Genomic DNA, 13,803 nt, shown 5'->3' on the forward strand with positions numbered 1-13,803 from the left:
CTTTACTTTGCAATGAGATCGGGGTCAACTTCGCTTAACCGGCTTCGTTTTGACAGGTTGCCGGTCTTTCTTTTTTTCACTTTCGCCAGTTCTTCCGCAGAGTAATGCGACGCGACATCCAGCCGTCGAAGCCCCATTTTGATGTACTCGCTGTTGATCTCAATACCAATGAATTTTCGCCCGCTGGCGACGGCTACGGCACCGGTAGTAAAGCTACCGGCAAACGGGTCGAGAACGATATCGCCTGGGTTGGAAGAGGCGAGAATAATGCGTTTCAGCAAGGCTTCCGGTTTTTGCGTCGGGTGGTTTTCATATTCATCCATCAAATAACGCACGCGCGGAAAATCCCAGACGTTACCCGGTACTTTTTGATGATTGTAAGGCTGTGGAGGATTTTTGCGATAATTGATCAACGCGCGCTGCGATCCGGTTTTGGCTTCTACCAGAATAGCATCACCGTTGAACGTGTAGTTCTTTGCGTCTTTCACCATCATCAGGATGGGTTCGTACATGGAGCCGTAGTGTTTTTTCGCCTGCACTCCAGAACTGTCATATGACCAGACGATGCGACTTTTGATGGTAAAAAGCTTGCGGCACTGGAGATCGATAAAGGGCATGTTTTCCGTGCTATTCATGATGTACATGCTGCCCTGCTTTTTCAGAACGCGATGGCACTCTGCAATCACTTCAAACAGCCAGTCGATAAACAGATCTTCTTTCCAGGCTTCGATCAGACCATCAAAATTTTTACCGATGTTATACGGTGGGTCGGCAAAGATCAGATCGACACTTTCGGCGGGGAGCTTTTTAAGTTCGGTTAATGCATCACCCTGGATGATGGTCTTTGCTTCATTACCAAATCGGGTCGGTTCACATCCTGTTCTCATGGTCACTCCCTTTGTGACACCTATAAAAAAGGCGCTTCCCCATGCCGAGTAGCGCCTTTTTAATCAAGCATTTAGCTAAAACCTGAATTAGTTCATGCCGTATTTTTTCAATTTTTTACGCAGCGTACCACGGTTGATGCCCATCATCAGAGCAGCACGGGTCTGGTTACCACGGGTGTATTGCATCACCATGTCCAACAGGGGCTGTTCTACTTCAGCCAGTACCAGCTCATAGAGGTCATTCACATCCTGACCATTCAGTTGAGCAAAATAGTTCTTCAGTGCCTGTTTAACCGAGTCACGCAGGGGTTTTTGGGTTACCTGATCCTGAGAGTTAACGGTAGAAACGGTCAGTACGTCAGAATTTACGCGTTGTTCGAACATAGTTCTGTCAGCTCTTTATTTCTGTTTACGCAAAATTTTCGAAGTATGCCTCCAACGCCTCCAGCTGTTCGCTGGCATCCTCAATGGCGTTGAATGTGCGCCGAAACTGGTCATTTGGAGCGTGTTCCTGGAGATACCAGGAAACGTGTTTACGTGCAATTCGGTACCCTTTTGCCGGACCATAAAAGTCATGCAGTTCCCGAACGTGCGCGCAAAGCAAGCGCTTAACCTCTGCCAAAGGCAGCGGGGGCAGCAACTCCCCAGTGTCCAGATAATGCTGGATTTCCCGAAAGATCCAGGGTCTTCCCTGAGCTGCGCGGCCTATCATCAGGGCATCCGCCCCTGTATAGTCGAGCACAGCTCTGGCTTTAAGCGGGTCAGTAATGTCACCATTCGCGATAACCGGAATGGAAACTTTCTGCTTAACTGCCCGAATACTGTCGTACTCAGCTTCTCCATTGAACAAACAGGCGCGTGTACGGCCATGAATGGTCAGAGCCTGAATGCCACAGTCTTCAGCCAGTTGGGCAATCTCTTCGCAGTTACGGTGTTCCGGTGCCCAGCCAGTGCGAATTTTCAGGGTAACAGGAACGTCCACTGCATTGACGACCTCGGTAAGGATCGATTTAACGACATCCGGGTACTGCAAGAGGGCTGAACCTGCGAGCTTGCGATTCACTTTTTTAGCCGGGCAACCCATATTGATATCAATAATCTGGGCACCGCTTTCCACGTTAATACGTGCTGCATCTGCCATTTCTTTCGGATCGCTACCAGCAATTTGCACGGTGCGAATACCGGGTTCATCAATGTGCACCATCCGTAAACGAGATTTGTCGCTTTCCCAAACCTGTGGGTTAGAAGACATCATCTCGGATACTGTCAATCCGGCTCCCATCTCGTAGCACAACGTCCGAAAAGGTCTGTCTGTAATGCCAGCCATGGGCGCTGCGATCAGGCGATTTCTGAGCTGATATTGTCCGATGCGCATGAGTTAAGAAATGACCATACTGTGACTGCAAGGCGGCGTATATTACGCATTTTTTGCACGAGATGAAAGGCCAAACTTTGACCAATCCTCTGAGATGGATCAAAGAATTGCATTTAAAATGAGCGTAGCGCGATAATTACTCATAAAAATCATCATATTAGAAAATAGTGACTAAAATTTACACTCAAAGAAATTTGAGTAAGTTCTCAATTTTTCTTTATGAATGAAAATTTTGGCACGCAAATTTGCGTAAATAATCGGCAAATTAACGTGCCTTTTGTGACATCGCTCGCACTTCGCTCTGCGTCGCCATACGGCGATGCGAAGGTTAATTCTTACGACCGGTAATGCGGCACCACTCTTCTTTTTCCACGACCGGGTCCAGAGCGAAGCTGTCGGCATAAGCTTCGCAAACGCTCTCTGCCTGGCTTGCCAGAATACCGGAAAGGCCCAGCAAACCGCCTGAAACTGGCAGGACGCTGATTAACGGTGCCAGTTCACGTAATGGACCTGCAAGGATGTTAGCGACCACCACGTCGGCTTTCATTTCTTCTGGCTGATCTTTCGGTAAGTAGAGTTCCAGACGATCAGAAACGCCATTACGTTCAGCGTTGTCGCGGCTGGCCTGAATCGCCTGCGGATCAATATCAATACCAATGGCTTTTGCTGCACCCAGTTTCAGCGCCGCGATAGCCAGAATGCCGGAACCGCAGCCAAAGTCGATGACTGTTTTACCGGTTAAATCGAGGCTGTCGAGCCATTGCAGGCACAGAGAGGTAGTTGGATGGGTACCCGTACCAAACGCCAGCCCTGGGTCTAACATCACGTTGACGGCGTTTTCGTCCGGCACATCACGCCAGCTTGGGCAGATCCACAGCCGTTCACCAAAGCGCATCGGGTGGAAATTATCCATCCATTCGCGCTCCCAGTCTTTATCTTCCAGTTGTTCGATTTTATGCGCGAAGCCCGCGCCGAGCAGCGGATGGTTTTCCAGAATCGCCACCACGTCGTTCATATCGGTTTCAGCGTCGAACAGACCAATCACATCGGTGTCGCCCCACAGGCGCGTTTCGCCCGGCAGCGGCTCAAATACTGGCGTATCGTGGGTATCCTGAAAAGTGATAGAAACGGCACCCGCTTCCATCAGCGCATCGCTAAGATCTTCCGCGTTCGCGCCGGTAGTGTTCAGTTTCAGTTGGATCCAAGGCATGGCAAAACTCTTTATTTATCAGTAGTCAAAACGGTAGCTTGCGGGACGGATGTACCGAAACGGTTTCCGACCAGGAAAGCCAGCAAACTTAGTAGTAACGAGGGCACGATAGGGTGGAAGCCCAGGTACTGAATATTCAGCTTCGCGAGTACGGCATACAGCACGCCGCCAACGATCATCGCACTTAGCGCGCCTTTGGCGTTGGCACGTTCCCAGTAAAGACCCAGCACCAGCGGCCACAGGAAAACGGCTTCCAGCCCACCGAAGGCCAGCAAATTCAGCCAGATGATCATTTCTGGCGGCTTCCAGGCGGCAAGCAGCAGCAACGCACCGAGAACCAACGTGATCACCGCCGACATCCGCTTCAGACGCGTCTCGTTTTGCATTTGATCCGGACGGATATTCAGATAGAGATCTTTAATGATCGTAGCGGAACTTTGCAGCAGTTGGGCGTTAATTGTCGACATGATCGCAGCCATCGGTGCAGCCAGGAAGATCCCGGCGGCAAACGGTGGCAGCACTTTTACCATTAACGTCGGGATCACCAGATCCGGTACGGTGAGATCGGGGATCACCGCCCGACCTAACGCTCCGGCCAGATGCATACCGAACATCAGGATTGCGACTACAATCGTACCGATAATGATCCCCCGATGTACGGCTTTGCTGTCTTTATAAGAGATACAGCGCACCGCAGTATGCGGCAGGCCTATAACGCCAAAGCACACCAGTACCCAGAACGACGTCATAAAGGCAGGCGACAGAATATCGTCAGCGCCTTGTGGCGTAACCAGTTGCGGATCGATGGTTTGCAGCGTGTCTACCGCATTACTTAAACCACCTGCGGCATGTACCACGCCAATAAGCAGCACAACGGTGCCAATCAGCATCACCAGCCCTTGCATGGTGTCGTTCAGCACGCTGGCGCGAAAGCCGCCAAAGGCGGTATACAACGCAATGCTGATACCGAAAATCAGCAGCCCGGTTTCATAAGGAATACCCGCCGCGGTTTCCAGCAGGCGCGCACCGCCGATAAACTGCACGGTCATCGCACCAACGAACGCAACCAGCAAACTCAAACTCGCCAGCCATACCAGAAGACGACTCTGGTAGCGGGCAAACAGCATATCGTTCAGCGTCACCGCATTGTAGCGGCGCGCAAGAATTGCGAACTTCTTGCCGAGAATACCGAGCGAAAGCCAGACTGCAGGAAGCTGAATCATCGCTAGCAATACCCAGCCCAGGCCGTATTTATAAGCAGCTCCAGGCCCGCCGATAAACGAACTGGCACTGATATAGGTCGCGGTGAGCGTCATCGCCAGCACAATACCGCCCATAGAGCGGCTGCCGAGGAAATACTCATTAAGGAAGGTGCCAGTGCTCCGTTTACGCATCGCATAAACAGAGATACCGAACACCACCACCAGATAGGCGACCAGCGGTAGAATCACTTCAAGCTGCATCGTCATCCTCCAGCGGGATATCGCGATAGATAAATTTCACCATCGCCCAGCACAGTCCAATAAACAGCAGCGGCGTCAGGATGCAGGCCATCTCAAACCAGCGCGGAAAGCCGGTAAAACCGGGGGCAACGCCAGGTAAGTAAGCGGCTACTAACCATACCGCCAGATACAAAAGGGTCAGCCCCAGCGCCCAGCGCGCCTCTTTATGGGCCTGAACAAAACGAGTGTCCACGGAAGGGGTCCTCCTCATGGGGGGATACGAGAAACGGGCAATTCTACGGCAAGTCTTCAGGCAGGGAAAATAATCTGACAGAAAATTGCCGTTCAGTGCTGCTGCAAAAAGTCTTCAATGTCTGCCAGTGAGGATATCCCTTCCATCGGACCTTGCCGCATTACGGCGAGCGCGCCACTGGCATTTGCATATTGCAGCGCCTTGTGTGCCGGGAAACCGGATAAGAAAAGAGTGATAAACGTTGCGCCAAAGCAGTCGCCTGCACCCGTTGGATCGATAATTTCGATATCGTGACCTGCAACATGCTGGGCGTGTAATGTACCGTTTTTAAGCTTGTAATAGCTGGCCCCACGCTGGGCGCGTTTTATCGCCACATGTTTTACGCCGCCGTGGAGAAGATCGCTAACAATCTGTTCCTCTGACAGATTTTTGTGACGCGCGAAGAAAGGGAGTTAGCTTTCGCTGGGGATAAAAATATCCGTATATTCAATCAAATAATCGAGAGCCTGCGCCATTTCAGGAATGCTCAGCATCTCTTTGCGAATATTGGGATCGAAAGAAACGGTGCCGCCAGCCGATTTGATCGTCGTTATTGCTTTACGCATGACATCGATCATGCGAAATGAGAACAACGATGAGCCCACAATATGCAGATGGTTACACTGTTTAAGCAGATCCTTATCAATGTGCTCGGCAGTAAACAAACCGCAGGCGCTGTTAGGGATATTAAAGACGAAATCCCGCTGCTGGGGATTTTGATAACTCACGAACGCCGTACCTGTGACGGCATTGTTCATAACATGGATCCCATCGGTAATGACACCTTCATGACGGAGACGCTCTATAATGAGTCGGGCAAAATCATCATTACCAACACATCCAAAGAAGATGGCCCGATGGGACAGTTTTGCCACCTGAGCAGCAAAAATTGCTGGCGCACCGCTGGGAAATGGCCCGATAAACTCCCCAGGCTGAGTGAATTTTTGATGTGGGTTGCGGGACAAAAACTCGGCCAGCAATTCGCCCATAGCGCAGATAGTTATTGTCACAAAACCCCTCTCATTCCTGAAGCCTTTCGCGATTGGACCAGGTAAAGCACTCATTACTGGTATAAAGGATAACGAAATCAGCCGACTGCAATTGTTGCTGATATTGTTCGTTAATGCTGCGGCTGACGATCACATTTTCTGCCTGATGCAAATGCCCGATAGCAGCCGTTGATGGCGCAGGATCGGCGGCAACGATAACCGTCTTATTCTGGGCATGATCGAAACAGAGCTGCCAGGCAGCGGCGAGTCTGGGAACGTTGATATTTAAAGTACCATCAGCATCCAGATGGCTGATTTCCAGAATGCTATGTGTAATGGTGAAATGCTGAAGTGCCTGTTCAAGCGGTTTTCCGGCCAGTGCGGTGTCGGGGCGCAGCATTTCACTGCCAGCCAGTATTATTTCGCCATCAATAAACTGATTTGCCAGCAGCGCATGTTCGGGATCGTTGGTGATCAGACGCAGTTTTTTCACTTCGCTGAGCAATGGAATGATCTTACGGCAGATTGTCCCATGTCCAAGAAATAGCGTGTCACGATCGCGAATTAACCGTGCGCAATGTCGTGCTATTTCCATTTGTTGTGCCAGAGACAATGGCGCGATCGGTTGTATCGCTTCTGGTTCAGAGGAGAGTGGTGTCGCAATAGCACCGCCAAATGATCGCTTTAAATATCCCTGTTGCTCCAGATAACTGAGATCGCCGCGGATCGTCACGCCAGAGACACCAAGTTGCGCAGATAAGTCATCAACTTTGATTTCACCCTGGGCGGCAACAATTTCTGCAATTTTTAATCTGCGTTTCAGTAGGTTAGACGATTTTCTCGGCACGTTAACACTCTTCATTGGCCTTTAATGCGTAACACTATAGCCCCTTGTATTTTTCTTTGAAAGTTATCCTTCAATCATATCGACAATTCGAAAAGAAAATCATGGGTCAAAAATTGCAACGAAAATAGCTTAATACATTGAAAAATAAATGAATATATTCATATTTATGCAGGGTTTCCATTGGTTTCACTTGCAAAGTGAAAAATAAATTAAGTTATTTTTGTAAGTTATTTTGATGATGTTCGACATGCATCACGCTTTTTGCTGCTTTTGCTGTGCTAGTTTGCTTTCAAAATGAAAGTGAAGATTCTCTTTCTTCATTTTGTAAGGCGAACGACAAATAACAGGAGCTGCGATGTATATTATTTCAAGCAAAAACATGCTGAAAAAAGCCCAGTCAGAGGGATATGCCGTCCCTGCTTTCAACATTCATAACCTTGAAACTTTACAGGTAGTTGTTGAGAGCGCTGCACAACTTCGCTCTCCCGTTATGCTGGCGGGAACACCCGGTACATATCGTTATGGTGGCGTGGGAAGTTTAATTTCGTTAGTACAATCGCTGGCTCGCGAGTACAACCTGCCGTTAGTCCTGCATCTCGACCATCATGAAGAGAGTGATGACATTTTTAACAAGGTTCGCGCAGGGATCCGTTCTGTCATGATTGATGGCTCCCATTTGCCATTTGAAGACAACATTGCGCGAGTGCAAGAAGTTACCACCTTTTGCCATCGCTTTGATGTTAGCGTTGAGGCCGAGCTAGGGCGTCTTGGCGGCCAGGAGGACGATCTGCGGGTGGATGAAAAAGATTCCGCTTATACCTCACCAGCCGCAGCTGCAGAGTTTGTTCAACGTACCCAAATTGACTCCCTGGCGGTAGCAATCGGCACAGCACATGGTTTATATGCGCATGAACCACGACTGGATTTTGTGCGGCTGGAACAGATTCGTCAGCGAGTGGAGATTCCGCTGGTGTTGCATGGTGCTTCGGGCTTATCGGAACAGGACGTTCAGCACTGTATTCGTCGCGGTATTTGTAAAGTAAATGTCGCGACAGAATTGAAAATTGCGTTTGCCGATGCGTTAAAAGGATATTTCTACAACAATCCTGCGGCAAATGATCCACGTCACTATATGCAGCCCGCAAAGGCCGCCATGAAAGAAGTCGTAATTCGTATTATTGGCGTCTGTGGTAGTGAAGGAAAAATTTAATACGTTGTACCCTACAAAAACAATGAGGATTGTTTATGAAAAATATTAAATTACTTGGTTCAGCTATGTTGGTGAGCCTGGCATTGTTCTCGCAAAGTTCGTTGGCAAAAGAGTATAAAATTGGTGCGTCATTATTAACACAACAACATCCATTCTATATTGATCTTGCGAATGCCATGAAAGAAGAGGCAAAAAAAGACAATGTCAATTTAAGTGTCTCTATTGCCAACCAGGATTTAAACAAACAACTTTCTGATGTTGAGGATTTTATTACTAAAAAAGTGGATGCCATTATTGTCTCTCCGGTCGATTCGAAAGGCGTCCAGGCAGCGATAATTAAAGCCGATAAGGCCGGTATTCCCGTTATCACCGTCGACGTCGCTGCGGAAGGCGTTCCGGTCGTATCGCATGTTGCGACCGATAACTATGCGGGAGGCGTTGAAGCAGGCAAGTTAATGGGTAAACTTTTGCATGGTAAAGGTACTGTAGCCATTATTTCTTATCCGGCACTACAATCGGTGGTTGCGCGCGTTGATGGTTTTAAGAAAGGGTTAAGCGATACACCGGATATTAAAATTGTTGCTGAACAGCCTGGTATTACGCGGGCTGAAGCGTTAACGACTGCGCAAAACATTATGCAGGCAAACGCCAACCTGAATGGTCTGTTTGGCTTTGGTGATGATGCGGCGCTGGCAGCGGTTATCGCAGCAAAATCTGCGCATAACGACAACATCAAAATCATTGGTTTTGACGGCATGAAAGAAGCGTGTGATGCTGTTGACAGTGAAAAAACGTTTGCGGCCGTGATTCGGCAATATCCCGATCAAATGGGGGCTAAAGCCATTGATGCCGCTGTTGATCACCTCAATGGTAAACCGGTAGAAAAAATGATCCCGGTACAACCCGGCGTTTATACAGGTAAATAGTAAATATCTTCACCTCACAACAAAACGTTATTGGCGTTTTGTTGTGACACCGAGGTCATTATGACGGATGTTATTCTTGATGTTTCGCATATTGCGAAGACATTTGGTCATGTTCAGGCATTAAAAGATATTACACTCTCTTTACGTAAAGGGCGGGTGCATACTTTATTAGGCGAGAATGGTGCCGGTAAATCGACATTAATGAAAATACTGGCCGGTGTTTATCCGCCAACCCAGGGAACGATAACACTACGTGGTGAAACCATCACCATTAATAATCCGCAGCATTCTCGCCAGTTAGGGATTGCGATTATTTTTCAGGAACTGAGCCTGAGTAATAATATGACCGTGGCGGAAAATATTTATGCCAATAATGAACCGCGACGTTTTGGCATCATTAACGATAAAAAAATGCTCGCAGATTGCCAGAATCTCCTCGCGGACCTGGGCATACCACTAGACCCACTGGAAATGGTCGGCAATATGTCGATGGCACATAGGCAACTGGTAGAAATTGCTAAAGCCTTAAGCTATGCAGCGGATGTCGTGATTATGGATGAACCGACATCCTCGCTAAGTGATAATGAAGCGGAGATCCTGTTTAACATTATTGAAAAATTAAAGCAGCGAGGCTGTGCGGTTATTTATATCTCTCATCGCATGGATGAAATTATGCGGATTTCAGATGATATTTCGGTGATCCGCGACGGTGAGTATATCGCTACGCATGAAAAGAAAAACAGTGATATCCAGCACTTGATTGCCCAAATGGTTGGTCGGGAAATGAAAAATATTTGGCCAGCACGTCTTGGGGAAAAACCGGATGAAAATGTTCCTGCAAAACTGGAAGTAAAAAATCTTTCCCATCCTTCGCTTTTTAAAGAGGTCAGTTTCGCTGTGCGTCCGGGGGAAGTCCTCGGATTTTTTGGCCTGGTGGGGGCCGGGCGTTCCGATGTGATGAAGGCGCTATTTGGCCTCGTTTCGTATCACGGGACTGTGTTGATTGATGGTAAGGAAGTCAGGATCGCTAATCCCAAACAGGCTATTGATCATGGCATTGCTTTTGTGACCGAAAACCGCAAGGAAGAAGGGTTAGTGCTGATGCACGACGTCAATATGAACACGCACCATGTGGCGTTTCAATATAACGCTTCGCGGATGGGACTCATCAATCACCGACAAGAAGAGGCGAAGACGCTGCAATCAATTGCCAGAATGAACACTAAAGTGAGTTCTGTGCATCAGGCAGTGGGAGCACTGAGCGGCGGTAATCAACAGAAAATCGTGTTATCGAAGTGGCTGGAGAAAACTCCGCGTATTTTATTGCTCGATGAGCCAACGCGCGGAGTGGATGTCGGCGCAAAATTTGAAATCTATAACGTGATACGTCAACTGGCTGCGGCAGGGACAGCAATTATTCTGGTGTCCTCTGAACTGCCAGAAGTCATGGCACTTAGCGATCGTCTGGTGGTAATGCGTAATAAAACGATTGCCGATATTTATTCATGTGAAAATTTAACGCAGATACAGGTAATGACCGCTGCAACAGGAGTACGTTAAATGACAGAGAAAACTCTTGCCAGTCCGAAACCTTCGGAAATTCCCATTGCAAATAATTTTAAAAAAGTCTTCAGGCAATATGGTGGTATCCTCAGTGGAATGGTGGTGTTAATCATTCTGTTCAGTTTTATTAATGACAGTTTTTTTACCGCCAATAACATTACTAATATTATTCTTCAGGTTTCGATAATTGCAATTACCGCCTATGGAATGACTTATGTGCTTTTGCTTGGCGATATTGATTTATCGGTCGGTTCAACCATTGCATTGATTGGCACATTTGCTGCGCTTGGGGCTTCATGGGGAATTCCATTTGTTTTATTGGTCCCATTATCCATTATTGCAGCACTGACTCTGGGGATGATAAATGGTGGCTTGACGGCTATAGCGGGGATCCCGTCGTTTATTGTCACCGTTGCTACTATGGGGATCTTCCGTGGTATCGCTTATATAGTGACCGATGGTATGCCCATCATGATTAAAGATGATGCCTTTCTGGCGCTGGGGAATGGAGAATTTCTCTATATACCTATTCCAATCTGGATATTAATTATCTTATTGCTGATTAACCATTTCATTCTTACTAAAACAACCTTTGGACGAAAGATTTATATCACTGGTGGTAATAAAGAAGCGGCAATTTATTCAGGGATAAATGTCACCCGCTTGAAAATTAAAGTCTTTATGATTACAGCCGTGCTGGCAGGTATCAGCGGGATGATCCTTGCCTCACGCCTCTATTCCGGGCAACCGAATTCCGCGTTGAGCTACGAACTGGATGCTATTGCCGCGGCTGTACTGGGAGGCACCAGCCTGAACGGCGGCTATGGAACCGTGGTGGGGACGGTGATCGGCGCATTAACCATCGGCGTTATTAATAATGGCATGAACTTAATGAATGTTCCTTATTTTTACCAGATGGTGGTTAAAGGATTAGTCATTCTTGTAGCCGTTTATTTTGACGTAAGAAATAAAAGAAAACGCAGCTAATCATTTCAAGGAATTAATCATATGAGTAAGGTCTTCACAATTGGAGAAATTCTGGTTGAAATTATGGCGAGTAAAATCGGCCAGCCATTTGATCAACCAGGTATCTGGAACGGCCCTTATCCCAGTGGTGCGCCCGCTATTTTTATCGACCAGGTGACACGTCTTGGCGTCCCGTGCGGCATCATTAGCTGCGTGGGGAATGATGGCTTTGGTGATATTAATATACATCGTCTGGCTGCTGACGGTGTGGACATCAGGGGGATTTCAGTCTTACCTCTGGAAGCCACCGGTAGTGCCTTTGTTACTTATCATAACTCTGGCGATCGCGATTTTATTTTTAATATCAAGAATGCCGCTTGCGGTAAATTATCGGCACAGCATGTTGATGAAAATATTCTGAAGGATTGTACCCATTTTCATATTATGGGTTCATCCCTGTTTTCATTCCATATGGTAGACGCAGTAAAAAAAGCAGTAACCATCGTTAAAGCAAATGGTGGCGTTATTTCTTTCGACCCGAATATTCGTAAAGAAATGCTTGATATTCCAGAAATGCGCGATGCCCTCCACTTTGTTCTTGAGTTAACGGATATCTATATGCCCAGTGAGGGGGAAGTGTTGCTCTTGTCGCCACACTCGACGCCGGAGCGTGCAATCGCTGGTTTTCTTGAAGAAGGTGTTAAAGAGGTGATTGTGAAGCGCGGCAATCAAGGAGCCAGTTACTACTCCGCGAATGAGCAGTTTCATGTTGAGAGCTATCCGGTGGAAGAAGTTGACCCGACCGGTGCGGGAGACTGTTTTGGTGGCGCATGGATTGCCTGCCGCCAGCTAGGGTTTGACGCCCATCGGGCATTACAATATGCCAACGCCTGCGGTGCACTGGCGGTAACCCGACGTGGCCCAATGGAGGGAACGTCTCGCCTTATGGAAATAGAAACGTTCATCCAGCGCCATGACATGTCCATTCGGGAAGCAGCACAATGAAAAACGAAATTTGGTCGTGGATTGGCGATCTCTCGCAGGTTGCCGGAATTAAACACTATGAGTTACGTAGTGGCAGAGCAAAGGGTACAGAAGCGTTTGATGTCCGTACTGGTGCGGGACTGGCATTTACGGTGGTAAAAGATCGCGCGCTGGATATTGCATGGGCCAGCTACAAGGACACTGCGCTCTCTTTTATCACCCCCAACGGTGTTGTCGCCCCCGCTTTTTTTGAGTCTCAGGGCAACGGGTTTTTACGTAGCTTTTACGCGGGGTTACTGACTACCTGCGGACTTAGCTACATTGGCACGCCCTGTGAGGATGAAGGAGAAACGCTGGGGTTACACGGGCGTTTGGCTGCGACTCCAGCAGAAGAGGTGGGGTATCGCACAGAACGGACCGACGACAGCATTGAATTTGTCATCAATGGCAAAGTACGGGAAACACGATTGTTCGGTGAAAATCTGACGCTGGAAAGGACCATTCGCTGCCGTTATGGCGAAAATGTAATGCGCATTGAAGACAAGGTGACTAATCATGGTTTCACCCGCCAGCCGCTGCAAATTCTTTATCACTTTAATTACGGCTGGCCTTTATTATCGCCACAGGCAGAAATCTTGCTGTCGGCTAAAAGCATAACGCCACGAACTCCGCATGCGGCGGAAGGGTTAGCCAGTCATCTGGAGATTTGTACCCCACAGCCCGGTTTTGACGAGCAGGTTTACTATCTCACGTTGAATAGCGACAGTCAGGGGATGAGTAAAGTTGCGCTGGTGAACGCCGAACTGGGGTGGGGAATTTACGAGAAATTCGACACCATGCAGCTACCCAACTTTATCCAGTGGAAAAATTTAGGCGCGGGTGAATATGTTATGGGGCTGGAGGTCAGCAATAGTTTTCCTGACGGTCGTGATAAAGAACGAGCGCAGGGGCGTCTGCCCTTTATAGAGCCAGGGGAAACAAAGACATACTGCTTTGAGCTGGGAATTGTTGATGGCGATGCTGAAATTAGCGCGTTGAAAGCGGAAATTGCAAGCTACCGTTAGCTAACGGCAATAAAAACGCCGGGCAGCGTTAACAGGCCCGGCGTTGAT

The 13,803-nt window shown here is 48.1% G+C and carries 13 protein-coding genes and 1 pseudogene; 6 read left to right on the forward strand and 8 right to left on the reverse strand.

All coding sequences use genetic code 11. The features are described from left to right. Positions 1–2: 2 nt before the first annotated feature. From yhdJ to EAS44_RS03170, 8 genes and pseudogenes are all read right to left on the reverse strand, one after another. A complete protein-coding gene (gene yhdJ / locus EAS44_RS03135; protein WP_001258951.1) occupies positions 3–887 on the reverse strand; it encodes an adenine-specific DNA-methyltransferase in 885 nt (294 codons plus the stop codon). Positions 888–974: 87 nt separating this feature from the next. Then, the gene (fis, locus tag EAS44_RS03140) at positions 975–1,271 is read right to left on the reverse strand and encodes a DNA-binding transcriptional regulator Fis (protein ID WP_000462905.1); all 297 of its coding nucleotides are present in this window, start codon (positions 1,269–1,271) and stop codon (positions 975–977) included. A gap of 25 nt (positions 1,272–1,296) precedes the next feature. Then, the gene (gene dusB / locus EAS44_RS03145) at positions 1,297–2,262 is read right to left on the reverse strand and encodes a tRNA dihydrouridine synthase DusB (protein WP_001219652.1); all 966 of its coding nucleotides are present in this window, start codon (positions 2,260–2,262) and stop codon (positions 1,297–1,299) included. Positions 2,263–2,590: 328 nt separating this feature from the next. After that, on the reverse strand, positions 2,591–3,472 hold the full coding sequence (prmA, locus tag EAS44_RS03150; RefSeq protein ID WP_001145827.1) for a 50S ribosomal protein L11 methyltransferase: 882 nt from the start codon (positions 3,470–3,472) through the stop codon (positions 2,591–2,593). Between the two features lie 11 nt (positions 3,473–3,483). After that, complete coding sequence (gene panF, locus EAS44_RS03155) at positions 3,484–4,935, reverse strand: sodium/pantothenate symporter (RefSeq protein ID WP_001175716.1); 1,452 nt, start codon at positions 4,933–4,935, stop codon at positions 3,484–3,486. Beyond that, positions 4,925–5,167, reverse strand: coding sequence for a YhdT family protein (gene yhdT / locus EAS44_RS03160; RefSeq protein WP_000381170.1), 243 nt, complete (start codon positions 5,165–5,167; stop codon positions 4,925–4,927). The genes panF and yhdT overlap by 11 nt, the downstream gene beginning before the upstream one ends. A gap of 92 nt (positions 5,168–5,259) precedes the next feature. Further along, a pseudogene (locus EAS44_RS03165) lies at positions 5,260–6,195 on the reverse strand (sugar kinase). A gap of 31 nt (positions 6,196–6,226) precedes the next feature. After that, positions 6,227–7,057, reverse strand: coding sequence for a DeoR/GlpR family DNA-binding transcription regulator (locus tag EAS44_RS03170; protein WP_000843960.1), 831 nt, complete (start codon positions 7,055–7,057; stop codon positions 6,227–6,229). Positions 7,058–7,397: 340 nt separating this feature from the next. Between EAS44_RS03170 and EAS44_RS03175 the strand changes: the two genes are divergently transcribed. From EAS44_RS03175 to EAS44_RS03200, 6 genes are read left to right on the forward strand one after another with little or no spacing between them, the layout of a single operon-like run. Next, a complete protein-coding gene (locus EAS44_RS03175) occupies positions 7,398–8,252 on the forward strand; it encodes a tagatose bisphosphate family class II aldolase (protein WP_000275539.1) in 855 nt (284 codons plus the stop codon). A 35-nt stretch (positions 8,253–8,287) separates the two neighbouring features. Next, entirely contained in the window at positions 8,288–9,178 is an 891-nt protein-coding gene (locus EAS44_RS03180; protein ID WP_001331656.1) for a substrate-binding domain-containing protein, read from the forward strand. Between the two features lie 60 nt (positions 9,179–9,238). Then, a complete protein-coding gene (locus EAS44_RS03185; protein WP_000132905.1) occupies positions 9,239–10,738 on the forward strand; it encodes a sugar ABC transporter ATP-binding protein in 1,500 nt (499 codons plus the stop codon). After that, positions 10,739–11,728 (forward strand): ABC transporter permease, encoded by a 990-nt coding sequence (locus EAS44_RS03190; protein ID WP_000137053.1) that lies wholly within the window; start codon positions 10,739–10,741, stop codon positions 11,726–11,728. 21 nt (positions 11,729–11,749) lie between these two features. Continuing rightward, positions 11,750–12,712, forward strand: coding sequence for a sugar kinase (locus EAS44_RS03195; RefSeq protein WP_000048611.1), 963 nt, complete (start codon positions 11,750–11,752; stop codon positions 12,710–12,712). Continuing rightward, complete coding sequence (locus EAS44_RS03200; protein WP_000787056.1) at positions 12,709–13,755, forward strand: aldose 1-epimerase family protein; 1,047 nt, start codon at positions 12,709–12,711, stop codon at positions 13,753–13,755. The genes EAS44_RS03195 and EAS44_RS03200 overlap by 4 nt, the downstream gene beginning before the upstream one ends. The last annotated feature ends 48 nt before the right edge of the window (positions 13,756–13,803 follow it).

The organism is Escherichia coli DSM 30083 = JCM 1649 = ATCC 11775, assembly GCF_003697165.2.
GTDB lineage: Bacteria > Pseudomonadota > Gammaproteobacteria > Enterobacterales > Enterobacteriaceae > Escherichia > Escherichia coli.

What these genes read in the sequence shown, in the direction of transcription:
- fis (WP_000462905.1), bottom strand. Translation starts at nt 1,271, where the DNA reads ATGTTCGAACAACGCGTAAATTCTGACGTACTGACCGTTTCTACCGTT.
- EAS44_RS03175 (WP_000275539.1), top strand. Translation starts at nt 7,398, where the DNA reads ATGTATATTATTTCAAGCAAAAACATGCTGAAAAAAGCCCAGTCAGAG.
- yhdJ (WP_001258951.1), bottom strand. Translation starts at nt 887, where the DNA reads ATGAGAACAGGATGTGAACCGACCCGATTTGGTAATGAAGCAAAGACC.
- EAS44_RS03190 (WP_000137053.1), top strand. Translation starts at nt 10,739, where the DNA reads ATGACAGAGAAAACTCTTGCCAGTCCGAAACCTTCGGAAATTCCCATT.
- dusB (WP_001219652.1), bottom strand. Translation starts at nt 2,262, where the DNA reads ATGCGCATCGGACAATATCAGCTCAGAAATCGCCTGATCGCAGCGCCC.
- EAS44_RS03195 (WP_000048611.1), top strand. Translation starts at nt 11,750, where the DNA reads ATGAGTAAGGTCTTCACAATTGGAGAAATTCTGGTTGAAATTATGGCG.
- panF (WP_001175716.1), bottom strand. Translation starts at nt 4,935, where the DNA reads ATGCAGCTTGAAGTGATTCTACCGCTGGTCGCCTATCTGGTGGTGGTG.
- EAS44_RS03185 (WP_000132905.1), top strand. Translation starts at nt 9,239, where the DNA reads ATGACGGATGTTATTCTTGATGTTTCGCATATTGCGAAGACATTTGGT.
- EAS44_RS03200 (WP_000787056.1), top strand. Translation starts at nt 12,709, where the DNA reads ATGAAAAACGAAATTTGGTCGTGGATTGGCGATCTCTCGCAGGTTGCC.
- EAS44_RS03180 (WP_001331656.1), top strand. Translation starts at nt 8,288, where the DNA reads ATGAAAAATATTAAATTACTTGGTTCAGCTATGTTGGTGAGCCTGGCA.
- EAS44_RS03170 (WP_000843960.1), bottom strand. Translation starts at nt 7,057, where the DNA reads ATGAAGAGTGTTAACGTGCCGAGAAAATCGTCTAACCTACTGAAACGC.
- prmA (WP_001145827.1), bottom strand. Translation starts at nt 3,472, where the DNA reads ATGCCTTGGATCCAACTGAAACTGAACACTACCGGCGCGAACGCGGAA.